Source organism: Caulobacter sp. FG7 (assembly GCF_057808875.1).
In genome coordinates, this window is record NZ_JBMDIW010000002.1 from 137144 (window position 1) to 157748 (window position 20605).

Annotated in this window: 26 protein-coding genes; 13 read left to right on the forward strand and 13 right to left on the reverse strand. The window is 70.2% G+C overall.

The genetic code is table 11. From position 1 onward, the window contains the following. Positions 1–11: 11 nt before the first annotated feature. Positions 12–1094, reverse strand: coding sequence for a hypothetical protein (locus ACODR1_RS02410; protein ID WP_488879024.1), 1083 nt, complete (start codon positions 1092–1094; stop codon positions 12–14). A gap of 188 nt (positions 1095–1282) precedes the next feature. Between ACODR1_RS02410 and ACODR1_RS02415 the strand changes: the two genes are divergently transcribed. After that, positions 1283–2248 (forward strand): NAD(P)H-dependent flavin oxidoreductase, encoded by a 966-nt coding sequence (locus ACODR1_RS02415; protein ID WP_488879025.1) that lies wholly within the window; start codon positions 1283–1285, stop codon positions 2246–2248. A 97-nt stretch (positions 2249–2345) separates the two neighbouring features. Here ACODR1_RS02415 and ACODR1_RS02420 read toward each other — a convergent pair whose 3' ends face one another. Both ACODR1_RS02420 and ACODR1_RS02425 read right to left on the reverse strand, forming a co-directional pair. Continuing rightward, positions 2346–3350: a L,D-transpeptidase gene (locus ACODR1_RS02420; protein ID WP_488879026.1), complete on the reverse strand. Its 1005-nt coding sequence runs from the start codon at positions 3348–3350 to the stop codon at positions 2346–2348. Continuing rightward, the gene (locus ACODR1_RS02425; protein WP_488879027.1) at positions 3347–3742 is read right to left on the reverse strand and encodes a hypothetical protein; all 396 of its coding nucleotides are present in this window, start codon (positions 3740–3742) and stop codon (positions 3347–3349) included. The genes ACODR1_RS02420 and ACODR1_RS02425 overlap by 4 nt, the downstream gene beginning before the upstream one ends. A gap of 112 nt (positions 3743–3854) precedes the next feature. Here ACODR1_RS02425 and ACODR1_RS02430 point away from each other — a divergent pair, with 112 nt between their 5' ends. The 5 genes from ACODR1_RS02430 to ACODR1_RS02450 all read left to right on the forward strand — a co-directional run bounded on the left by ACODR1_RS02430 (position 3855) and on the right by ACODR1_RS02450 (position 7613). Further along, entirely contained in the window at positions 3855–4871 is a 1017-nt protein-coding gene (locus ACODR1_RS02430; RefSeq protein WP_488879028.1) for a 2-hydroxyacid dehydrogenase, read from the forward strand. Between the two features lie 6 nt (positions 4872–4877). Then, positions 4878–5687, forward strand: a complete 810-nt coding sequence (locus ACODR1_RS02435) for a bestrophin-like domain (RefSeq protein ID WP_488879029.1) — start codon at positions 4878–4880, stop codon at positions 5685–5687. A gap of 155 nt (positions 5688–5842) precedes the next feature. Further along, the gene (locus ACODR1_RS02440) at positions 5843–6505 is read left to right on the forward strand and encodes an RcnB family protein (RefSeq protein ID WP_488879030.1); all 663 of its coding nucleotides are present in this window, start codon (positions 5843–5845) and stop codon (positions 6503–6505) included. 25 nt (positions 6506–6530) lie between these two features. Next, a complete protein-coding gene (locus ACODR1_RS02445; protein ID WP_488879031.1) occupies positions 6531–7067 on the forward strand; it encodes a hypothetical protein in 537 nt (178 codons plus the stop codon). 18 nt (positions 7068–7085) lie between these two features. Beyond that, positions 7086–7613, forward strand: a complete 528-nt coding sequence (locus ACODR1_RS02450; RefSeq protein WP_488879032.1) for a hypothetical protein — start codon at positions 7086–7088, stop codon at positions 7611–7613. A gap of 101 nt (positions 7614–7714) precedes the next feature. On the opposite strand, the gene ACODR1_RS02455 is transcribed toward ACODR1_RS02450, so the two are convergent. The 6 genes from ACODR1_RS02455 to ACODR1_RS02480 all read right to left on the reverse strand — a co-directional run bounded on the left by ACODR1_RS02455 (position 7715) and on the right by ACODR1_RS02480 (position 12244). Continuing rightward, positions 7715–7975 (reverse strand): YjhX family toxin, encoded by a 261-nt coding sequence (locus ACODR1_RS02455; protein WP_101711554.1) that lies wholly within the window; start codon positions 7973–7975, stop codon positions 7715–7717. 166 nt (positions 7976–8141) lie between these two features. Beyond that, positions 8142–8945 (reverse strand): CPBP family glutamic-type intramembrane protease, encoded by an 804-nt coding sequence (locus ACODR1_RS02460; protein ID WP_488879033.1) that lies wholly within the window; start codon positions 8943–8945, stop codon positions 8142–8144. A 2-nt stretch (positions 8946–8947) separates the two neighbouring features. After that, positions 8948–9730 (reverse strand): MipA/OmpV family protein, encoded by a 783-nt coding sequence (locus ACODR1_RS02465; RefSeq protein WP_488879034.1) that lies wholly within the window; start codon positions 9728–9730, stop codon positions 8948–8950. A 128-nt stretch (positions 9731–9858) separates the two neighbouring features. Then, complete coding sequence (locus ACODR1_RS02470) at positions 9859–10995, reverse strand: helix-turn-helix domain-containing protein (protein WP_488879035.1); 1137 nt, start codon at positions 10993–10995, stop codon at positions 9859–9861. Between the two features lie 207 nt (positions 10996–11202). Continuing rightward, positions 11203–11964 carry a Crp/Fnr family transcriptional regulator gene (locus tag ACODR1_RS02475; RefSeq protein WP_488879036.1) on the reverse strand — a complete coding sequence of 254 codons (762 nt, stop codon included), beginning with the start codon at positions 11962–11964 and terminating at the stop codon, positions 11203–11205. 70 nt (positions 11965–12034) lie between these two features. Next, positions 12035–12244 (reverse strand): hypothetical protein, encoded by a 210-nt coding sequence (locus tag ACODR1_RS02480; protein ID WP_101711549.1) that lies wholly within the window; start codon positions 12242–12244, stop codon positions 12035–12037. Between the two features lie 211 nt (positions 12245–12455). On the opposite strand from ACODR1_RS02480, the gene ACODR1_RS02485 reads away from it, so the two are divergent. The 7 genes from ACODR1_RS02485 to ACODR1_RS02515 all read left to right on the forward strand — a co-directional run bounded on the left by ACODR1_RS02485 (position 12456) and on the right by ACODR1_RS02515 (position 18622). Beyond that, the gene (locus ACODR1_RS02485; RefSeq protein WP_488879037.1) at positions 12456–12902 is read left to right on the forward strand and encodes a TIGR02301 family protein; all 447 of its coding nucleotides are present in this window, start codon (positions 12456–12458) and stop codon (positions 12900–12902) included. An 80-nt stretch (positions 12903–12982) separates the two neighbouring features. Beyond that, positions 12983–13942, forward strand: a complete 960-nt coding sequence (locus ACODR1_RS02490; protein ID WP_488879157.1) for an SPFH domain-containing protein — start codon at positions 12983–12985, stop codon at positions 13940–13942. A 5-nt stretch (positions 13943–13947) separates the two neighbouring features. After that, positions 13948–14412 (forward strand): NfeD family protein, encoded by a 465-nt coding sequence (locus tag ACODR1_RS02495; protein ID WP_488879038.1) that lies wholly within the window; start codon positions 13948–13950, stop codon positions 14410–14412. Positions 14413–14568: 156 nt separating this feature from the next. Continuing rightward, positions 14569–16425, forward strand: coding sequence for an ATP-binding protein (locus ACODR1_RS02500; RefSeq protein WP_488879039.1), 1857 nt, complete (start codon positions 14569–14571; stop codon positions 16423–16425). A gap of 73 nt (positions 16426–16498) precedes the next feature. Beyond that, complete coding sequence (locus tag ACODR1_RS02505; RefSeq protein ID WP_488879040.1) at positions 16499–16858, forward strand: hypothetical protein; 360 nt, start codon at positions 16499–16501, stop codon at positions 16856–16858. Positions 16859–16937: 79 nt separating this feature from the next. Continuing rightward, the gene (locus ACODR1_RS02510; RefSeq protein ID WP_116487426.1) at positions 16938–17864 is read left to right on the forward strand and encodes an ABC transporter ATP-binding protein; all 927 of its coding nucleotides are present in this window, start codon (positions 16938–16940) and stop codon (positions 17862–17864) included. Continuing rightward, the gene (locus ACODR1_RS02515; RefSeq protein ID WP_058346989.1) at positions 17861–18622 is read left to right on the forward strand and encodes an ABC transporter permease; all 762 of its coding nucleotides are present in this window, start codon (positions 17861–17863) and stop codon (positions 18620–18622) included. Before ACODR1_RS02510 ends, ACODR1_RS02515 begins: the two co-directional genes overlap by 4 nt. Positions 18623–18752: 130 nt before the next feature. Here ACODR1_RS02515 and ACODR1_RS02520 read toward each other — a convergent pair whose 3' ends face one another. The 4 genes from ACODR1_RS02520 to ACODR1_RS02535 form a co-directional block, all read right to left on the reverse strand. Then, complete coding sequence (locus ACODR1_RS02520; protein ID WP_488879041.1) at positions 18753–19130, reverse strand: hypothetical protein; 378 nt, start codon at positions 19128–19130, stop codon at positions 18753–18755. Further along, positions 19052–19330, reverse strand: coding sequence for a TetR/AcrR family transcriptional regulator (locus ACODR1_RS02525; RefSeq protein WP_488879042.1), 279 nt, complete (start codon positions 19328–19330; stop codon positions 19052–19054). Before ACODR1_RS02525 ends, ACODR1_RS02520 begins: the two co-directional genes overlap by 79 nt. A 113-nt stretch (positions 19331–19443) precedes the next feature. Then, on the reverse strand, positions 19444–19956 hold the full coding sequence (locus ACODR1_RS02530; protein ID WP_488879043.1) for a hypothetical protein: 513 nt from the start codon (positions 19954–19956) through the stop codon (positions 19444–19446). Between the two features lie 140 nt (positions 19957–20096). Next, complete coding sequence (locus ACODR1_RS02535; protein ID WP_488879044.1) at positions 20097–20579, reverse strand: hypothetical protein; 483 nt, start codon at positions 20577–20579, stop codon at positions 20097–20099. Between the last annotated feature and the right edge of the window lie 26 nt (positions 20580–20605).

Here is a 20605-nt window from a genome sequence, read left to right on the forward strand (position 1 = left end):
CCTAGGCGCGCCTACGGCCGGTAGTTCCCCCAGCCCCAGCAGCCGGGACGCGGCGCGCCGGCCTGCCCTTCGCCGTCGACGCACAGCAGGCCCGCGTCCGGCCCCGCGCCGCCCGGCGGCGAGATCCAAGTCACCACCCCGTCTTCCACCCCGACCAGGGCCGCATCGCGCTTGTCGGAGAGATTGCGGCTTTTCCAGCCGCCCAGGTCGACGGTCAGCACGCCATAGTTGGCCCGCGCCGAACCGTGCCAGCGCAGGCCGTCCTGATCGCGCGCCAAGGCCTTGGGATCCCGCGGCAGGCGCTGGCCCACCCTGAGGCCCGCCAGGGTCGCCGCCCCCAGTTCGCGCGCCCGCTCGCGATCGCGGTTCATGGCCGGCAGCTTCACCGCGAACGGCAGCAGAGCCAGGCCCTGCATGTCGCTGTTGCTGAGTCCCCGGCGCCGGACCGGCTTGCCCACGTTCGGCGGACGCGATCCCGGCGCGCAGGCTGCCGACAGCCGGGCGACCGGATCCACGGCGTCCATCGACCAGCGTCCGAGAAAGCCCCGACCGTCCTCCAGCGGCAGCTGGCCAAAGGCCGCCGCGAACGGCGAGGGCCGGGTCTGGCGGACCCAGCGCGCGTAGGTCTCTCGATCCTCGATAGACGGCGCGGGCGGCCGAGGCGAAGCGGGCGCCGGGCGCAGCACGGCCGCCAGCCGCCCGTCGCGGAACGCCAGGACCGGATCGCCCGCCGCCGGTCCCTCCCTCCTCGATCCATCCAGACCGGAGGCCAGCCGCGTGCGGCAGATCGGGGCCTCGGGGTCGAGGAGCTCGTCGCCATGGGTGCGCCAGACCGCCTGCTGGCGAAGGCGCCTGGGGTCGGCGAGCAGCTGGTCGAGGGTGAAATAGGCGTCCGTCCCGCCGCCGTCGGCGACCTCGAAGCCACGCGTCAGCGGCGTTTCGGACGGCGCGCCGGTCAGGCGGGCCCGCACCTCGACGGGCGACAGCCCGATCAGGTCGCCGACCGCCGCCTCGCCGGCCGCCGCCTGCGGCGCCCCGCCCGCCAAGGCCAGCAGCCCGGCCAGGGCCGCCGACAGTCCGATCCGCCCGCTCATGCCAGCCTCCCAGCTACAGCCTGGAGAGGAAAACACGACCTGGGCTCACGCACCATCGAAAAGTGAGTGAGCAATCACACCCATCAAGCCAGGCGCCGTCGCGGAAGGATTGCGGACAGCCGCAGCGGGCGCACACTCGCCGCCAAGGCCCCATCGAGGGCTGCGCCGCAACGATGGGGAGATCCGTCATGGCCCTGCGCACGCCGCTGTGCGACCTGCTGCACGTCGAGCACCCGATCCTGCTGGCCGGCATGGGCGGAGTGTCCTACGCGCCCCTCGCCGCTGCGGTGTCGGCGGCCGGCGGTTACGGCGTGCTGGGCATGGCCGGGACCTCGCCCGACTTCATCCGCCAGCAGATGCGCCAGGTGCGCGCGCTGACCGACAGGCCGTTCGGCGTCGACCTGCTGGCCGCCACGCCCGACGCCCTGACCGCCAGCGTCGACGTCATCATCAAGGAGGGCGCCAGCGCCTTCGTCGCGGGCCTGGGCGTGCCCTCGCCGATCATCGCGCGGCTGCACGCGGCGGGACTGAAGGTGATGGTCGTCTGCGGCACGGTGCGCCATGCCCAGAAGGCTCAGGACGCCGGTTGCGACGCGGTGATCTGCCAGGGCGGCGAGGGCGGCGGCCACACCGGCCTGGTCGGCGCCCTGCCGCTGATCGCCCAGGCGGTCGAAGCCGTCGACATCCCGGTGATCGCCGCCGGCGGGCTCTATGACGGCAGAGGCCTGGCCGCCGCCCTGGCCCTGGGCGCCCAGGGCGTGTGGATGGGCACCCGCTTCATCGCCAGCCACGAGGCTCACGCCGGCGAGGTCTATCGCAATGCCGTGCTGGCCGCCCGCGACGAGGACACCGTCCGCACCCGCTGCTACTCGGGCAAGCCGATGCGGGTGCGCGCCAACCCCTATGTCGACGACTGGGAGGCGCGGCCGGCCGAGATCCAGCCCTTCCCCTTGCAGGCCATGGCCAGCGTCCAGGCCGGGGTGCTGGGCGGCATCGGCGGCCAGACCGAGGGCCTTGACCCCGAACGCTCGTGCCTGGCCATGGGCCAGAGCGCCGGCGGCATCCGCCAGGTGCTGCCGGCCGGCCAGATCGTCGCCGACCTGGTCGCCGAGGCCGAGGCGGCGATCCGCCGGAGCGCAGCTCTGGTGGCCTGAGGGGAGAAGAACCTCGCCCTTCGACAAGCTCAGGGTGAGGTTCTCTTATGACCCGCCGCGTTCGAAATGGTCCTCATCCTGAGCCTGTCGAAGGATACTACCGCCCCGACGACAGCACCGTCAGATGCTTGCCGCTCGTGTCGGGCGCCAGCGGCGACCGGGTGGCCAGGATCGTCGTGCCGGGAACGATCACCTTGCGGACCGCCGCACGGAAGCCGTCGGGCATCCTGGTCTTGGCCATCAGGTCGGGATCGAGCGGCCGGTCGGCCTCGTCCTCGTGGCCCGGAGCGCCGACATAGGCCCAGCGCGGCACGCCGTCCTCGACGCCGGTGCAGACCAGCACGTGGGTCTGGAAGTCCTCGTCGGGAAAGACGACCCCGGCGCGGCCGATCTCGACGCCGTTGCGCAGCACCACCGCCCGGCTGTCGCTGCGCGAGGCGATGATGGTGACGGGGCCCGTCGGCGAGGCCTCCGGCGCCCAGCGCCAGTCCTCGCCATAGGGCGGCGGCTCGGCCCCCTCTTCGAAGCCAGCGTTCATCGGCATGCCCAGCACCCCCGCCGCCTGCGGCATGGCGGCGGGCGGATCGCCGGCCTTGCCGACCACGATCACCGTGCCGCCCATCGGCGTGATGCCGAACAGGAGCTTGGCGAAGCCCATCGGCAGGTGCACGCAGCCGTGGCTTTCCGGATAGCCCGGCAGGCCGCCGGCATGCAGCGCCACTCCGTCCCAGGTCAGACGCTGCTGATAGGGCATGGGCGCGCTGTTGTAGAGGCTAGACCGGTGGTCGGCGTCCTTCTGCAGGATCGTGAACACCCCGGTCGGGGTCTCGTGCCCCTCCTTGCCGCTCGACACGGTGGAGACGGCGATGCGCACGCCGTTGCGATAGACCGTGGCCAGCTGCCGCGACAGGTCGACATGCACGACCACCGGCCCCTTGGGCGCGATCTGCGGGGCCCACACCCATTGGCCGGGCTTCAGCGTCTCGCCCGTGCGGGCCAGTTCCACCGCCGAGCTGGCCTTTGCGCCCTGGGCCAGGGCCGCGCCGGGCGCAAGCAGGCCGACGGCCAGGACGAAACCGAGTTCGCGTCTCGAAAGGCTCATTTGGCGGCGATGGTCAGGGTGTAGCTGGCGGTTTCGTTGCGGCGCGCGGCGTTGCGCATCAGGTAGACCTGCACGGTGTAGTCGCCGCTGGAGGGGATCTTGACCGCAGCGCTGTTGCCCGAGGTCGAGCCGACGAACATCGCCGCATCGGCCCCGGGGGCGGTGATGTTGAAGTAGCTGGAGGCGTTGCTGGTCTTGAAGCCGACCTTCAGGGTCTGGCCGGCCGCGACCCCGACCTTGTAGTTCACGGACGCATAGCCCTTGATCGAACCCTTGATGGTCTTGGACGAGGTCCCCTTGGCGAAGTGCACCGTCTCGGTGCGGGCGGCGTCCTGCGCCATGGCGGGAACGGCGGCGAGCAGGCAAAGCGCGGCGAGGGTGCGGGCGAGCATGTCGATCTCCTGGGCGGCGAAGGCCTCAAGGCGAGGATAGGTTGAGCCCCGGGCTAGGCGCAATCGCACGAACCATCGATAGTCGCCGCATTCCGCAGTCTGGAGCTTGCCCGTGCGCGTCGCCGTGTTTTCGACCAAGGCCTATGATCGTCGCTTCCTCGACCGGGCCAACGCCGCCGGCGCCCACGCCATCGACTATTTCGAGGCCAGGCTGGACGCGACCACCGCCGCCCTGGCGGCCGGCTATCCGGCGGTTTGCGTGTTCGTCAACGATCGACTCGACGCAGCGGCGCTGCGCATCCTGGCGGCGGGCGGCACGCGGGCGGTGGCCCTGCGCTGCGCCGGCTACAACAATGTCGACCTGGCCGAGGCCGAGCGCCTGTCGATCACCGTGGTGCGAGTGCCGGCCTATTCGCCGGAAGCCGTGGCCGAATTCACCGTCGGCCTCCTGCTGGCGCTGGACCGCAACATCGCCCGCGCCTGGGGCCGGGTGCGCGAGAACAACTTCGCCCTCGACGGCCTGATGGGCCGCAACCTGTCGGGCCGCACCGTCGGGGTGGTCGGCACGGGCCGCATCGGCGCCCTGGTGGCTCGGACGCTGCGCCTGGGCTTCAACTGCCGGGTGCTGGCCAGCGACCTGGCCCAGGACCCCGAACTGGTCGCCATAGGGGTGGAGTACGTCGCTCGCGACGCCCTGTTGCGAGAGGCAGACATCGTCACCCTGCACTGCCCGCTGACGCCCGACACCCGCTACCTGATCGACGCCGCCGCCATCGCCGCCGCCCGCGACGGCCTGACCATCGTCAACACCAGCCGCGGCGCGCTGATCGACACCGCCGCCCTGATCGAGGGCCTGAAGAGCCGCAAGATCGGCGGCGTGGCGCTGGACGTCTACGAGCAGGAGGCCGACCTGTTCTTCGAGGACCTGTCGAACGAGATCGTCCAGGACGACGTCTTCCAGCGGCTGCTGACCTTCCCCAACGTGCTGATCACCGGCCACCAGGCCTTCCTCACCGAAGAGGCGCTGTCGGCGATCGCGCAGACCACCCTGGCCAGTCTGTCCCAGATCGAGGCGGGCGAGGATCCGGCCACCCGGGTCACCGCCGAGCTGGTCAGGCCGGCGGGCTGATCGCCGATGGACCGGTTCTTCAACCAGGAATCCCTGATCGTCATCGCCGTGACCCTGTTCGCGCTGCTGGTCGCCGCGCGGGAGGGCGCCTCGTGGCTGGCCCGCCGGCTGTCGGGCCAGCGGCACGTGGTCAGCGAGTCCGGCTATGTGCTGTCGGGCGTGCTGGGCCTGCTGGCCCTGCTGATCGCCTTCACCTTCGGCCTGGCGCTGGACCGCTACGAGACCCGCTACAACCTGCTGGTGGCCGAGGCCGCGGCGCTGAACACCGCCGACATGCGGGTGAGGCTGCTGGACCAGCCGGCGTCGGGGCGGCTGGTCGAACTGGTGCGCGCCTATGCCGAGGCGCGCCTGGCCTATGGCGAGGCCGACGCCGCGCACAAGCCGCCCCTCGCCGATCAGTCGGCGCGGCTGCGCAAGGAGATCCAGGGCGAGACCCTGCGCGCCGCCCGCAACGTGCGCGACCGGCCCTTCGCGCCGCTGGTGGTGCAGGGCGTCAACGACGCCCTGGCCGTCGGCGTCGAGCGCGAGGCCGCCCACAACGCGCCGCTGCCGACCACGGTGATCATGGTTCTGGTGATCTACGCCGTCGTGGTGGCCGCCGTGCTCGGCTACACCCTGCCCGCCCCGCATCACCAGCATCGGCTGGTGTCGGGCCTGCTGTTCCTGCTGCTGACCCTGGCCCTGACGCTGATTTTGGATCTCGACCGGGCCCGCAGCGGCTCGATCCGCATCGACCAGGGGCCGATGCAGCGCCTGGTGCGATCGCTGGAGCACGCCCTGCCGCCCGCCCAGCGGGTGGTGACCCAGCCGTATTGAACGCATACGCCCCACGCCTTGAGCGTTTCGCGCAAAAACGTGCGGCGACACTGAAGCCATGGGTTGAAGCTGGGCCAGATTGGGTCTTTCCTGGCGACCGTACCCGGCATCGACCGGCGCGAGACGTCCTTCCTCCCTTTCCGCAGGAGTCGCCAATGGACCGCCGCAAGCTTCTCACCTTCGGCCTGCTGGCCGTCCTGCCCGGCCTGGCGCACGCCCAGGGCCACGGAAACCATGGCCCTGGCGGTCAAGGCCCCGGACAAGGCGGCCCCGGCGGCCAAGGGCCCGGGCAGCGCCCCGGCCAAGGCTCGGGCCCCGGATCGGGCGGCGGCCGTCCTCCGGGACAGGGCTCCGGCCAGGGTCCCGGACAGGGCCAGGGCCCCGGCCATGGACCTGGACATCCCGGCGGCGGAGGCTCGCAGCCTGGCCGCCCTGGCGGCGGCGGTTCACCGTCGCGCCCGCCGACCACCCGGCCCCCGACCACCCGCCCGCCGTCCGGCCATCGCCCGCCAGGCCGCCCCGGTCCCAATCCGCCAATGGGTCCGCACCGTCCCGGCGCGGGCCGCCCGCCCGGCTTCCGGCCGGTCCAGGGCGGCCGCTGGCGCTATCCGCCCGGCCAGCGCTATCGTCGTTGGGCCATCGGCGGGATCCTGCCCGGCCTGTTCCTGTCGTCGGGCTACATCTTCGACGACTACTGGCGCCTGGGCCTGGGCGGCCCGCCCTACGGCTATCACTGGGTGCGGTACGGACCCGACCTGCTGCTGGTCGAGTGGCGCACCGGTCGCGTCGTCGACGTGATCTACGGCGCCTTCTACTGATCCCGCCTCCAGCCTGGAGACCTTGATGAACAGGACGACGAGGGCCGCCGTGGCGGCCGTCGCGGGCCTTGGCGTGCTGGCGACCTCGCTGGCCGCCGTCGCCCAGCCCCGCGACCTGATCGGCGCCCGCGCCGGCCAGGGCGAAAACAGCCTGCGCTCGCGCGGCTACCAGCTCGATCACGCCGATGGCGGCGTCCAGTATTGGTGGCACCCGGGCAACCGCGAATGCATCAACCTGTTCGTCGACGACGGCCGCTACGACACCATCGACCGGCGGCCGGCCTCGGAATGCAATGCGGGCAAGGGCGGCAAGAAGGACAACACCGGGGCCATCGTCGCCGGGGCCCTGGCCATCGGCATCCTGGCCGCGGCCGCCGCCTCGTCGAAGAAGAAGCACGAGGACGACCGCTACCGCGACGACGACGACGACCGCCGCCGCCGCGACCCGCCCTACTCTCCGGCCCGGGGCGTCGACTGCTATCCTTCGCAGCGGGCCTGCTACGAGCGCGGACGCGGCTATTCGCCGTCGTGGACGTCGCGCGAATTCGGCTATCGCTACTAGGGCCCGGAGGACCAGACCATGCAGACCCTCCGTACCCTGACGTTCACCCTGGCCACGGCCGCCCTGGCCGTCGGCTGCACGCCCAAGCCCGCCGCCAAGTCCGACGCCGCCACCGCGCCGGCCCCGGTCGGCAAGGACGCCGCCCGCCAGGAGACCGGCGCCCTGCTGGCCGACCTGATGACGCCGACCTTCACGGTCGAGCAGCAGGGCCGGATCCTCAACATGGGCTACTTCATGGCCGCCTCGTCGCTGTGCCCCGACCTCGAGGTCGATCCCCTGAAGATGGGCCGCGCCGTCGACGCCGTCCTGACCCTGGGTCCGCCCGAGCAGACCGACGCCGAGAAGGCCCACCAGCGCGACGCCGTGATCATGTTCCTGGGCATGGCCAGCGGGGCGATGATCGGCTCGCACGCCGACGACAAGGCGCAGTTCTGCGAGGACGCCGCCAAGGTGAAGGGCGGCGCTTCGGAGACCCATTTGTTCGCCGCCGGAAAGCCGAGCGATCCCTTGACCGCACCGGTGCCCGAGGCGCCGGCCAAGCCGTGAATGGAAACCTCGCCCTTCGACGAGCTCAGGGTGAGGTTTCCATCGGACGGGCTGCGGTGTGGTCCTCATCCTGAGCTTGTCGAAGGACGAGGACCCAGCCCCTACCCCCTGTTGTCCAGTTGCGGACGCACGGCCTCGCGGCCGCGACGGGAGATGCGATAGGGCCCCGACGCGCGGGACTCGATCAGGCGCTTGCGCTTCAGCTTGCCGAAGACCGCCAGGTTGCAGCTGGCGAGCACCAGCCCGTCACGGGTGACGCATTCGACGCGTGTGATGCGACGGCCCTCGTCGCGATGGGCGCGCACGCAGCCGCCCTGGGCCAGGACGTGCAGCACGCGCTGCTCGTCTCTCGAGATATTCATTTTGGGAAAAAGCCAGTCTGGAGTTCGGCCAAGCCCGAACGCACCGCGTCAAGCGGCGTTTAGGTTCGGGCTGCGAGCCGCGCGCCGGAGGCGTGCGGCAGCCGTTCAGACAAGCTCAGGCATGAACATCCGGGCTTGATGCCGCAGAACGACGCTCGCCGCAACCTCACGGCTGCAGGATCACCACCAACACGGCGGCGATCAGCACCAGCCCCTCCACCCCGTGGATGACCACCGCCAGCCAGTTGGAACGGAAGGCCTGGGCCGGCAGGGCATAGCAGAGGCAGCTGATGACCAGGCCCGGCATCAGCCAGAACTTGTGCACGTGGTAGGCGCAAAACAGCAGGCCGTTGCCCAGCCACGCCCACCGCCCCCAGGCCCGCTCCATGCGTGGCAAGAGCACGCCGTGGAACAGCAGCGCCTCGCCCAGGCCGTAGTTGAACAGGCTGGAGACGAGGGCGAGGCCCAGAATGTCCCACCGTCCCCGCGCCTGCGGCGTGATCAGGTGCTCGATCATCGAAAAGGGCGGCGCCAGCCCGGCCAGCCGCTCGCCCAGGGGCGTGGCCTGGAACAGCAGGGTGGCGGCCTCGTCGCCCAGGAAGCCCAGGGCGACGAACAGCGGGACCAGCAGGAAGGCGCCGAGAAACGGCCGTCCGGTCGAGCGCCAGACCGGCGGCGTCAGCCACAGCCGGCGACGCAGCTCCGGCCAGCGCAGGGAGACGCCCTCCAGCTTCAGCACCACCAGCGACAGCACCAGCTGCCAGGCCATGCCCAACACCACCATCCACCAGAAGACGAGGCCGGGCAGCGGATCGTCGGGCGCCATCAGCCGCGGCGCGACGACCCAGGCCAGCACCGCCATCGGCGCCGTGGCCGCCAGCCAGATCGAGAGGATCGCCGCCGTCCGGCCGACGGCGACCAGCCGCGCCGGCACGCCGGGCGAGATCAGGGTCGCGTGCACGGGGATCATGCCTAGAACCGGCGGACCAGGCCGACGAAGCCGGCGGCGGCGCTCTTCTTGGCCACCAGGGGGCTTTTGGTGATGTCGTCGTCGAACAGTTCGATCTCGGCGGCGGCGATGACATAGGCCCGCTCGCCGATGCGGTAGCGGGCCTGGGCGCCCAGCGACGGCACGACCACCCCGCCCGACGGCGCGCCGCGCGTGCGGCCGAACTCGTAGGCCCGCGCCGCCCCGACCTCGTCGGCCTTCAGGCCATAGAGCCAGGTGGAGAGCTTCTTGTCCTTCCACGACAGGCCCGCCACCGCCTGCAGGGTCAGGCGCTCGCTCGGCGCAGCTTCCAGGGTCAGGTCGAGATTGACCTCCTGGCCCTTGGTCTCGCCGGAGACGTCGGCCAGGTACTCGAGGCTGAGCGTGGCCGGGCCGAAGGCGGCGCTGGCCCGGCCGCCGACGTCGATCCCCACGTCACGTTCCAGAAAGGCGTAGTCGCGGGTCTCCTTGGGATCGACCAGCTGGAAGCGCGGCGCGATGCGGCCCTCCAGGGTGAAGCGGTCGGTCGCATAGGCCTTCACGGCCAGGCCGCTCAGGTCGGCGGTGACGCGGCGGTCCTGGTAGAAGAACAGCGGCAGCACGCCGGTCTGCGTCTTGTCCCTGGCGCTCTCATAGGGGTTGGAAGCGACATAGGCGCCGGCCCCGAGTAGCAGCAATCGCTCGGACTCCTCGGCTTGGGCGGGCGGGGACAGGGCGACCAGCAGGCAGAGGGCGAGCAGGGCGGCGCCGGACAGGCGATCGATCATGACGGTTCTCTCGAAACGAGGGGAGGACGGTCACGACCCTGGACGGTGCGGCTTTGGGCGTCGTCCGAACGGGCAGGCCCGGAGCCGCAAGGCGTCCGATCCTGCCGGTCAGGACGTGGATGAGGGGCTCAGGCGGCCGGGCGGAAGGCGCTGGGCGGCCGGCCGGCGTGCTTCTTCACCGCTGTGTTGAAGGTCGAGCGCGAGTTGAAGCCGACCTCGTAGGCGATGGCCAGGATCGGCTCGTCGGAGGCGCCGATGCGGGCCACGGCCTCCTCCACCCGCCAGCGATTGACGTAGTCGAAGAAGCTCTGGCCCAGGTGCTCGTTCAGCACCTGCGATAGGTGGTTGGGCGTGACGCCGATGCGGCCCGCAAGCCCGCTCAGCGACAGCAGCGGGTCGCGATAGAGGCCCTGGCCGCGCATGGCCTGTTCCAGGCGGGCGGCGATCTCGACCTGGCGCGCCTGGGGCAAGGCCGAACGCGCATACTTGCCGGCGGCGGGCAGCGCCTCCGGCGTCTCGGTCTGGGGCGTGTAGATCGGCTTCTGCGACAGGCCAAAGAGGCCGATGGCGGCGGTCCAGGCCAGTTCGACGGCGGCGGCCGCCGCGTCCAGCCAGCCCTCGTGGGCGGCGCCGGCGGCCAGGGCCGACTTCACCGCGCCCCAGATCCAGGCGGCCAGCATCACCAGCAGCAGGGCCCGCAGCCAGCTCAGCGTGCGGTCCTCGAGGTTGGAGAACAGGTCGCGCACCCGACGAACGTGGCGGCTCATCACCGCGAAGGCGGCGGCGAGGTAGCCCAGGGTCACGGCCAGGAACAGCGCCACGAAGACCAGTTGCAGCGGTCCGGCCAGCGGGTCGGCGTCGGCGCCCGCGCCGGTATAGACCGCCAGCCGCGTGGAAACCGGCAGCAGGAAGAACGGCAGGACCAGCAGCATGGCGACGCCCGCCGGCCAGCCGATGCGCGCGACGCGCCCCATGGTCCAGCCCCGCTCCGGATCGCCGGTCATGGCCAGCACATAGGCCAGGATCGACGGACCCAGGCCCAGCGAGGTGGTCCACAGGATCCCCGTCGCCCAGGGCGCGGCGGCATAGGCGCCGGCGCGGTCGAGCATCAGGTCCAGGCCCGACAGGGCGCTGAGCAGCAGGAACACCGCCAGGGCGGTGGAGGGCGCCGTGCGCCAGTCGCGCCGCACGCCCAACTGCGAGGCGGCGAACAGCCCCACGCCGGCCGCCGCCGAGGCCAGGATCAGCACCACTGTGTCGGCCATCTTGCCCAGCGCCCGGATGAAAACGGCGCGGAGAGTGTCGCGTAACGCCGGTCGACGCAATCGCGGGGCGAGCCGCCGCCGGCTTGGATCGGCCTCGCTTGCATCAATGAGGTCGTTATCCCGGCCGTAGCGAAGCGGAGAGCCGGGATGACGATCACTGGGACGAAGCGGAAGGCTCGCAGCCTGATGGCCAGGGAATACGGACCCCTAGTCCTTGATCTCGGGCAGCAGCCGCGCGAAGTGCGCTTCGACCTGGCCATAGCACTCGCAGGCCCGGCGCTCGAGCTTGCGGCGGTCGAGGATCTCCACCCGACCGCGGCGGGTCTGGATGATGCCGTCGCCCTGCAGCACCTTGGCCGCGGCGGTCACGGTGGTGCGCTGCACGCCCATCATGTCGGCCAAGGCCTCCTGGGTCAGGCGCACGACGTCCTCGCCCGAGCGGTCGTGGGCGGACAGCAGCCAGCGGCAGCAGCGCTGCTCGATGGTGTGCAGGGCGTTGCAGGCCACCGACTGCATCATCTGGGCGATCATGGCGTCGGCGTAGCGGGTGAAGAGGTCGCCCATGCCCGGAAAGCGCTGGCGCATCTCGTCCAGGCGCGCGGTCGGCACCACGAAGGCCGGTCCGGGCACCTGCACCACCGCGCGACCGTAGGCGGGTTTCAGCCCGCCGCTGACGATGCCGCCCAGCGCGCCTTCCCAGCCGACGGTGGCGGCCTCGACCTCGCGCCCCTCGGCGGTGACCACCAGGAGGGCGACCATGGTCGGCCGGCACGGCAGGTAGGTGTTGCGCACGTCCTCGCCGACGTCGAACAGCACCTGCCCCCGCGCCAGGGCGGTGAGGGACAGGCCCGTCTTGAGGGCGGCGCGCGCCTCGTCGGGCAGGGCCAGCAGCAGGCGATTGCCCGCATAGGCCTGGGTGACCCGCTCGGCGCGGGCGTCTCGGTCGTTCAGTTCTGCGGAGTCGGCCATGGCGGCATCCAACGGCGGCGCTTGCTCACCGTTAAAGCGCGCGGAGGCCGCCTTTCGTTGCGTGAAGCCGTCAGCTCAGCAGGGTGGGCCTGTGAAGCTGTCCGGTTTCGTCCTGCAGGTGCATGCGCACCGGCAGCCCAAGGCCCGTCGCCTGCTCGGCCAGCCGGGCGGCGGCGCGTTCGGCTTCGTGGCGGTTGCGGTAGGCCCCGAACCGGAGCTGGTCGCCGATGATGGTCCACCGGTCGCCTACCTGGACGACGCCGTAATGCACTTCGGCCATGACACGTCCTCCCTTCTGCGCTGTCGGAGTGGTCGTTTCTCGCCGCCCCTGACTTATCCACAGCCTGACGCCGATCCTTGTTGATAGCAAGGCCCTGAAGAGTCGAAGTTTCGACTCCAAATGGGCAAGCGCGGCTGTGGACGAAATGGCCGAGCTCGCCCGCTGCGGGCGCGGCGATGACAGGCGCGAGGCTTGCGGCGATAATGTCCCCATGCTTCGCGCGCGCGCTCTCGTTCCAGCCCTGGCGGCCCTGCTGCTGACCGTTCCGGCGGCCCTGTCGGCGCACGCCCAGGAACGCGATCCGGCCGACCGCCAGCGCCTGCTCGACCTGGCCTATGCGCTGGGCCAGAGCCACGCCCTGCGCCAGGCCTGCGAAGGCGCGGGCGACCAGTTCTGGCGCGCCCGGATGATGCGCCTGATCGACGTGGAGGCGTCCGACTCCGGCTTCACCGACCGGCTGCGCGACCGCTTCAACGGCGGCTTCGCGGCCAGCCAGGCCGGCCATCCGGAAGGCTGCTCCCCAGAGAGCCGCCGCGCCGAACGCCAGGCCGCCCAGCGCGGCCGCGCCCTCGCCTCCAAGCTGTCGCAGACCGTGGTGGTCAACGATCCCGCGCAAGCTTCGCCGGATTCCGTGGCGGACGGGCGAGCCCCGCGCTAACCTCGTCCCATGGGCGCAGGCGACCTGCGGCGAGGGCCGCGGGGCCGGCCCGTTCGGGAGGCGTAGACTTGGCCGCTTATCTGGTTCCCCTGGTCCTGCTCGTGCTGGCGATCCTGCTGGTCGTCAACGTCATCAAGATCGTGCCCCAGGGCCGCGAGTTCACCGTCGAGCGCTTCGGCCGCTACACCCGCACGCTGAAGCCCGGCATCAGCATCCTGACGCCCTTCGTCGAGACCATCGGCCGGCGGGTGAACATGATGGAGCAGGTGCTCGACGTCCCCAAGCAGGAGGTCATCACCAAGGACAACGTGTCGGTGACCGTCGACGCCATCGTCTTCATCCAGGTGATGGACGCGGCCGCCGCGGCCTATCGCGTCGACAACCTGATCTACGCCATCACCCAGCTGGCCCAGACCAACCTGCGCACCGTGGTCGGCTCGATGGAGCTGGACGAGGTGCTCTCCCAGCGCGACCACATCAACTCGCGCCTGCTGGCCACCATCGACGACGCCACCGGCCCCTGGGGCGTCAAGGTCGCCCGCATCGAGATCAAGGACCTGACTCCGCCGGCCGACATCACCAACGCCATGGCCCGGCAGATGAAGGCCGAGCGCGAGCGCCGCGCCGTCATCACCGAGGCCGAGGGCGAGAAGCAGGCCCAGATCGCCCGCGCCGAGGGCGCCAAGCAGTCGGCCATCCTGCAGGCCGAGGGCCGCCGCGAGGCCGCCTATCGCGACGCCGAGGCCCGCGAGCGGGAAGCCGAAGCCGAAGCCAAGGCCACCGCCTTCGTGTCGGAAGCCATCGCCCGCGGCGACGTCAACGCCATCAACTACTTCGTGGCCCAGAAATACGTCGAGGCGTTCGGGGACCTGGCCCGCTCGCCCAACGCCAAGACCGTGATCGTGCCGGCCGACTTCGCCGGCATCACCGGCACGGTGGCCGGGGTCGGCGAACTGATCCGCTCGCTGGGCGGACCCGACGCTGCCCCGCCCGTGCGCTCCGCGGCCGTGCCGACCAGCACGCCGCGCAAGGGAGGCTGAAGGCCATGACCGGCCTGATCGACTTCTACATCGCTCATCCCTTCTGGCTGTGGCTGTCGGCTGCGGCCGTGTTCCTGGCGATCGAGGTGGGCACCGGCACCGGCTGGCTCCTGTGGCCCGCCGCCTCGGCGGCGGCGGTGGGGGTCGCAGCCCTGCTGCTGCCGACCAACCTGCCGGTGGAGATCGCCCTCTTCGCCGTGCTGACCATCGCCAGCACCTATTTCGCCCGCCGCTTCCTGCGGCCGGCCCTGGCCGGGCCCGACCCCGATCTCAACGATCCCACCCTGCGCCTGCTCGGCCGCCCGGCCGAGGTGGTCGCCGCCTTCGAGAACGGCCGCGGCCGGGTGTTCGTCGACGGCAAGGAATGGGCCGCCCAGACGGAGGGCGGGGCCGAGGGCGAAACCGCGCCCGAGACCGGGGCGCGGGTCTCGGTGGTGGGCGTGCACGGCGCGGTGCTGACGGTTCGTTGAGGAACCGGCGGCGCCTTTCGCGCTTCATGCGTTAAGGGGCCTACGCATGCTGAAGCTTCGGGGCGAAGCGGACGTATCGCGGGCCGCTATGTCGTCTAGCAGACGACCGACACGGCCAGACTGTGCTGTAACTCGTCCGCGCCCACAGGAACGGCCATGCTCGACGCCTTCTATCCGGAACCGTCACGCCTCGTCCGCAAGCGCGCGATCGCGCCGGTGAGCGACTTCGCCGACATCGAGCTCCTGCACGGGATCAGCCTGGAGCTGATCGGCGAACAGGATCGGGTGGAGCTGTACGGCAAGATCGTCGACGCGGCGGTCGCGATCACGCGATCGCAGTTCGGCACCATGCAGCTGCTGTGCCCCAAAGGCGATCCGTCAGGCCACGGCGGCGAACTGCAGCTCCTGGCCTATCGCGGGCTGCCGCCTGAGGCCGTGGCGTTCTGGGGCTGGGTCAGTCCGTCGGCCCACAGCAGCTGCACGCTGGCGCTGCGCACGGGCCGTCGCTCGGTCATCCCCGACTACGAGCATTGGGACGAGATCGCCGGCACGGAAGACCTGGAGGCCTTCCGCCGCAGCGGCATCCGCGCGGCCCAGACCACGCCCCTGCGTTCGCGAAACGGCAGCCTGCTGGGCATGATCTCGACCCATTGGACAAAGGCCCACAGCCCTTCCGAACGCGATCTGCGGCTGCTCGACATCCTGGCGCGGCAGGCGGCCGACCTTCTGGAGCGGACGATCGCCGAAGAGTCGCTGCGCATGCGCGAGCAGGAGCTGGCCTGCACCGTCACCGCCCTGCGCGCGGCCGAAGGCGAACTGCGCAGCCTCAACGAGACGCTGGAAACCCATGTCCAGCAGCGCACCAACGCACTGCTGGCGGCCGAGAACCAGGTCCGCCAGATGCAGAAGCTGGAGGCCATCGGCCAGCTGACCGGCGGCGTGGCGCACGACTTCAACAACCTGCTGACCGTCATCCGCTCGTCGGCCGAGTTGCTGCGCCGCCCCTCGCTGCCCGAGGCCAAGCGCGAGCGCTACCTGGATGCGATCGCCGAAACCGCCGACCGCGCAGCCAAGCTCACCGCGCAGCTGCTGGCCTTCGCCCGCCGCCAGACGCTCAAACCGACCACCTTCGACGTCGGCGCGCGGATCGCCAGCGTCGCCGACATGCTGGGCGCCATCGTGGGCGGCCGCATTCGCCTGACGGTCGAGCCCTGCCTGGCCCCATGTTTCGTCGAGGCCGACGCCAGCCAGTTCGAAACCGCCCTGGTCAACATGGCGGTGAACGCGCGCGACGCCATGGACGGCGACGGCGACCTCGTCATCCGCGCCTACGAGGCCGCGTCGCTGCCGGCGCTGCGCGGGCAAGGCGGCCACGAAGGACCGTTCGTCGCCGTCTCGATCACCGACACCGGCTCTGGCATGTCTCCCGGAGTGCTGGACCAGATCTTCGAGCCGTTCTTCACCACCAAGGACGTCGGCAAGGGCACCGGGCTTGGCCTGTCGCAGGTGTTCGGCTTCGCCAAGCAGTCGGGCGGCGACGTGGACGTGATGAGCCGGGAGGGGCAAGGCTCGACCTTCACGCTGTACCTGCCGCAAGTCGACACCCCGGCCGAGACGGCGGCCGCCGACGCCGCAGAGCCGTCCATCGACGCGCACGGCGCCATCCTCATCGTCGAGGACAACGCCGAGGTCGGCGACTTCGCGCGCCAGCTGCTGGAGGACCTGGGCTACGAGACCTGCCTCGTCGCCAACGGCCAGCGCGCCATCGCCGTGCTGGAGGAGCGCGGCGAGGCCTTCGACTACGTCTTCACCGACGTGGTCATGCCCGGCATCAGCGGCCTGGAGCTGGCCCGGCGCATCCGCGCCCGCTGGCCCAGCCTGCCGGTGGTGCTGACCAGCGGCTACAGCCAGGTGCTGGCCGACGACGCCCACCACGGCTTCCCGGTGCTGCAAAAGCCCTATGCGATCAGCGAGCTTGGACGCATGCTCCGCTCGGCCCGCCGTTCCAGCTGACGACTGCTGACAGATCCGGGCGCGGCGACAGGCTAGTCCGGCCGCTGTCCAGGGCCAGTCCGACGGAGTTTCGATGCAGAGATCGCTTTGCGTGCTGGCCGGCGCGGCCCTGCTGGGCATGGTCGCCAGCGCAGCTGTCGCCCAGGACCTCTATATCGGCACGGTGGACGTCCAGAAGGAGCGGGTGATCCTCACCCGCTGCGACCTGGCCGCCAACCGCTATGTCCTGCGCGACCGCGACGGCGAGCAGGAAAAGCCGGTCGCCAAGCTGCGCGAGAGCCTCAAGGCCCTGAAGGCGCCGGTCTATGTCGAGGTCATCGGCCAGTATGTCGAGATCGAGGGCCAGGACGGGAACGCCCTGGACGTGATCGCCCTGGAGGGCCTGAAGGCGGGCAAGTCGTGCCACCTGGCCGACGCCCTGGGATCGAACTAGGCGCATCGCTCGCCACTGGCGCTTTTCGCCCCGCGCCCCCATCTGGGCGCGGACCGCACGGACGAGAGGGAACAGACGGGTGGAACCCATCATCACGGTGTCGGGTCTGACCAAGACCTACGCCTCGGGCCACCAGGCCCTCAAGCAGGTCGACCTGACCATCAATCGCGGCGAGATCTTCGCCCTGCTCGGCCCCAACGGCGCAGGCAAGACCACGCTGATCAGCATCATCTGCGGCATCGTTCGGCCCAGCACCGGCACGATCGTCGCCGACGGCCACGACATCGCCCGCGAGTACCGTCCGGCCCGCACCAAGATCGGCCTGGTGCCGCAGGAGCTGACCACCGACGCCTTCGAGACGGTGATCGCCACCGTCACCTTCAGCCGCGGCCTGTTCGGCAAGCCTGCGAACCCGGCGCTGATCGAGAAGATCCTTCGCGACCTGTCCTTGTGGGACAAGAAGGACGCCAAGATCATGACCCTGTCGGGGGGCATGAAGCGACGGGTGATGATCGCGAAGGCCTTGTCGCACGAGCCGTCGATCCTGTTCCTCGACGAGCCCACCGCCGGTGTCGACGTCGAGCTGCGCCGCGACATGTGGGAGATGGTCCGCAAGCTGCGCGAGACGGGCGTCACCATCATCCTGACCACCCACTACATCGAGGAGGCCGAGGAGATGGCCGACCGGGTGGGGGTCATCCGCAAGGGCGAGATCATCCTGGTAGAGGACAAGGCCGCCCTGATGCAGAAGCTGGGCAAGAAGCAGCTGACCCTGCATCTGCAGGCGCCGCTGGAAGCCGTGCCCGCCGGCCTGTCGGACTACGCACTGGAACTCACCGCCGACGGGACCGAACTGGTCTACAGCTTCGACGCCCAGGCCGCCGAAACCGGCATCGCCCCGCTGCTGCGCCGCCTGTCGGCCGAGGGCGTCGACTTCACCGACCTCAACACCCGCCAGAGCTCCCTCGAGGAGATCTTCGTCAGCCTGGTGAAGGACCGGCCATGAACATCCACGCCGTCGCCGCCATCTACCGCTTCGAGATGGCGCGGACCTTCCGCACCCTGCTGCAGAGCATCGCCTCGCCGGTGCTGTCGACCTCGCTCTACTTCGTCGTCTTCGGCGCGGCCATCGGCTCGCGCATGACCGCCGTCGACGGCGTGCCCTACGGCGCGTTCATCGTGCCGGGCCTGATCATGCTGTCGATCCTGACCGAGAGCCTGTCGAACGCCTCGTTCGGCATCTACATGCCCAAGTGGTCGGGCACGATCTACGAGGTGCTGTCGGCCCCCGTCTCGCCGTTCGAGATCGTGCTGGGCTATGTCGGCGCCGCCGCCAGCAAGTCCCTGATGCTGGGCGTCATCATCCTGGCCACCGCGCGCCTGTTCGTGCCGTTCGAGATCCAGCACCCGCTGTTCATGGCCGCCTTCCTGGTGCTGACGGCGGTGACCTTCAGCCTGTTCGGCTTCATCCTGGGCATCTGGGCCGACAGCTTCGAGAAGCTGCAGATCGTGCCGCTGCTGGTGATCACGCCCCTGACCTTTCTCGGCGGCAGCTTCTATTCGATCGACATGCTGCCGGGCGTGTGGCGGACGATCTCGCTGTTCAACCCGGTGGTCTATCTGGTCAGCGGCTTCCGCTGGAGCTTCTTCGGCACGTCGGACGTGGGGGTCGGCGTCAGTCTGGCGGCCACCTGCGGCGTGCTGCTGCTGTGCCTGGCGATCATCGCCTGGGTCTTCAAGACCGGCTACCGCCTGAAGAACTAGCCGCTCGGCCGGATCGACATCCTGAATTTGGGACGAAAACCTCGTCCTTCGACAGGCTCGGGATGAGGTTTTTCGACGCTCCCGGCCTGTAGATGGTCCTCATCCTGAGCTTGCCGAAGGACGCCCAAACTCAGCCGAACAGCGCGGCGATGATGTCGCGATAGGCCCGCTCCATCGCCGCCGGCGCGGCGGTGGAGCCCCGCGCCCCGCGCAACTGCAGCCCGTCGAGGATCAGCCCCAGAAACGCGATGCGGGCGATCAGGTCGTCGTCGGTCCAGTCCGGCTTGCGGAACGGCGCCAGGGCCTCGACGCCGCGCTCCAGCTGGGCGGCCTCGACGTCGTGGACCACCTGGGCGACCACGGCGTTGCGCTCGGCCTCGGCCAGGATCTCCAGGTCCAGGGCCGCCACCTTGCTGTCGCGGGCCTGCCTCAGCGCCGAAGGCGCGTCGCGCAGCAGGGTCTCCAGCACCGGCTCGCCCTGGGCGTGGTTCTCGAACGGATCGAGCACCTTGCGGGCCCGGCCTGGGCCACCGCGCCGATGATCGCGTCCTTGTTCTCGAAGTGGCGATAGACCTGCCCGACGCTCAAGCCCGCGCCGCGGGCGATCTGGTCCATGGTGGTGGTGTGGAAGCCCGACGCCTGGGCGCGCTCGGTGGCGGCGATCAGGATGTCGCGCCGCTGCGCGGAAGCCTTGCGCTCTCGCTCCAACCTCGCCCCTCCCCTACGCCTATCCACACGCGCGCCGGTCCGGCCGGGCGCGGGCCGATCCTACAAGCGTTCGACAGCGGGTGAAATGCGTTGCGCCCCGGCGCGTGTCGGGATCAGTCGGCGGCGCCGCGCTCGATCCTGACCAGGTCCAGCACCCCGACGATCTGGCGGGCCCGCCAGTTGCTGAACAGGAAGGAGAGCGGGCCGATCGCCAGGGTCACGACCACGGCGATGACGTTGGTCATGTTCTCGCGCACGAAGGTGCCCAGGTCGTCGCCGACGATCTCGGCGACCAGGGCCGTCACCGAGACCGGCACGGTCAGGTAGGTGATGACCACCGCTCGCAGCATCTGCTCCTGGCGTCGGGCGTTCAGCGCCGCCAGAGCCGCCACCGCGTCGAAGGTCTTGTCGTCGACGCCTTTGAACAGGTCGAGCGCGCGCAGCGTCGAGGGGTTCCTGCGAAAGCCGCTGACGAAGTCGACGCCCAGATAGCCCCAGGCGCCGGGCGTGTAGAACCAGGACGGAATGAAGGTCCAGCAGGAGAAGTCGCTCTTCAGCCTGCGCCACAGGCCCCAGAACGCCGGCTCCCGCCCGACGTCCGTCTCGACCGGTTCCTTCGTCCCCATACGCGCCCCATCAACCCAGACTAGAGATTCGAGGCGACCCTAGCCGGGGCCGAGCGGTCTTGCCTAGCCGACGGTGAAGCCCCTTTGCAGGTAGCAAAAGTTAAACCCGGCGAGACACCATTCCGTTGTGCGTACTGAAATCAGAGCGCCCCGTGACGCTCAGCGAAAAGAAACGTCGCCTCTTGCTCTCTCCGCAGAAAATCCATGGGATCTTCGACCCGGACCCCAAGTCTCTCCGCTCCCGCAACGAACCCATTGAGCGAGCTTTCTTCCAAAGCGCCCGTCATACGGTTCTTGTCGTTGACAACGATCGAGGTAATCAGAGGAGCCTTTCGGGCGTGTGCTTTTGCAAGAACTCGATCCAGGTGCCGCGGCATCTGGCGACGAACCTTGTTCCACTCGCAGCCGTTCGCCTTAGCGACGTCACCATATGAAAGAAACGAGCCGCCAGCCGCCGCGTCCAGGATGCACCTGATAGTAACGTCCAGGTCCAACGCGGGCCCATCTCGGCGCTGAAGCTCGTCCAAGGCTTCTGCATAAAGCGGCTGGTCAAAAGCGCCCTGCTTTTGATGGTTGGCGATCAGCGCGCTTAGCTGCGCATCTGTTAGATCCGCTACTTTCATGCTCCCCCCCGAAGCATCGGTGAAGT

Bases quoted from the DNA above. Each gene is read 5' to 3' on its own strand.
- ACODR1_RS02410 (WP_488879024.1), bottom strand. From the start codon at position 1,094: ATGAGCGGGCGGATCGGACTGTCGGCGGCCCTGGCCGGGCTGCTGGCC.
- ACODR1_RS02415 (WP_488879025.1), top strand. From the start codon at position 1,283: ATGGCCCTGCGCACGCCGCTGTGCGACCTGCTGCACGTCGAGCACCCG.
- ACODR1_RS02420 (WP_488879026.1), bottom strand. From the start codon at position 3,350: ATGAGCCTTTCGAGACGCGAACTCGGTTTCGTCCTGGCCGTCGGCCTG.
- ACODR1_RS02425 (WP_488879027.1), bottom strand. From the start codon at position 3,742: ATGCTCGCCCGCACCCTCGCCGCGCTTTGCCTGCTCGCCGCCGTTCCC.
- ACODR1_RS02435 (WP_488879029.1), top strand. From the start codon at position 4,878: ATGGACCGGTTCTTCAACCAGGAATCCCTGATCGTCATCGCCGTGACC.
- ACODR1_RS02440 (WP_488879030.1), top strand. From the start codon at position 5,843: ATGGACCGCCGCAAGCTTCTCACCTTCGGCCTGCTGGCCGTCCTGCCC.
- ACODR1_RS02445 (WP_488879031.1), top strand. From the start codon at position 6,531: ATGAACAGGACGACGAGGGCCGCCGTGGCGGCCGTCGCGGGCCTTGGC.
- ACODR1_RS02450 (WP_488879032.1), top strand. From the start codon at position 7,086: ATGCAGACCCTCCGTACCCTGACGTTCACCCTGGCCACGGCCGCCCTG.
- ACODR1_RS02455 (WP_101711554.1), bottom strand. From the start codon at position 7,975: ATGAATATCTCGAGAGACGAGCAGCGCGTGCTGCACGTCCTGGCCCAG.
- ACODR1_RS02460 (WP_488879033.1), bottom strand. From the start codon at position 8,945: ATGATCCCCGTGCACGCGACCCTGATCTCGCCCGGCGTGCCGGCGCGG.
- ACODR1_RS02465 (WP_488879034.1), bottom strand. From the start codon at position 9,730: ATGATCGATCGCCTGTCCGGCGCCGCCCTGCTCGCCCTCTGCCTGCTG.
- ACODR1_RS02470 (WP_488879035.1), bottom strand. From the start codon at position 10,995: ATGGCCGACACAGTGGTGCTGATCCTGGCCTCGGCGGCGGCCGGCGTG.
- ACODR1_RS02475 (WP_488879036.1), bottom strand. From the start codon at position 11,964: ATGGCCGACTCCGCAGAACTGAACGACCGAGACGCCCGCGCCGAGCGG.
- ACODR1_RS02480 (WP_101711549.1), bottom strand. From the start codon at position 12,244: ATGGCCGAAGTGCATTACGGCGTCGTCCAGGTAGGCGACCGGTGGACC.
- ACODR1_RS02485 (WP_488879037.1), top strand. From the start codon at position 12,456: ATGCTTCGCGCGCGCGCTCTCGTTCCAGCCCTGGCGGCCCTGCTGCTG.
- ACODR1_RS02495 (WP_488879038.1), top strand. From the start codon at position 13,948: ATGACCGGCCTGATCGACTTCTACATCGCTCATCCCTTCTGGCTGTGG.
- ACODR1_RS02500 (WP_488879039.1), top strand. From the start codon at position 14,569: ATGCTCGACGCCTTCTATCCGGAACCGTCACGCCTCGTCCGCAAGCGC.
- ACODR1_RS02505 (WP_488879040.1), top strand. From the start codon at position 16,499: ATGCAGAGATCGCTTTGCGTGCTGGCCGGCGCGGCCCTGCTGGGCATG.
- ACODR1_RS02515 (WP_058346989.1), top strand. From the start codon at position 17,861: ATGAACATCCACGCCGTCGCCGCCATCTACCGCTTCGAGATGGCGCGG.
- ACODR1_RS02530 (WP_488879043.1), bottom strand. From the start codon at position 19,956: ATGGGGACGAAGGAACCGGTCGAGACGGACGTCGGGCGGGAGCCGGCG.
- ACODR1_RS02535 (WP_488879044.1), bottom strand. From the start codon at position 20,579: ATGAAAGTAGCGGATCTAACAGATGCGCAGCTAAGCGCGCTGATCGCC.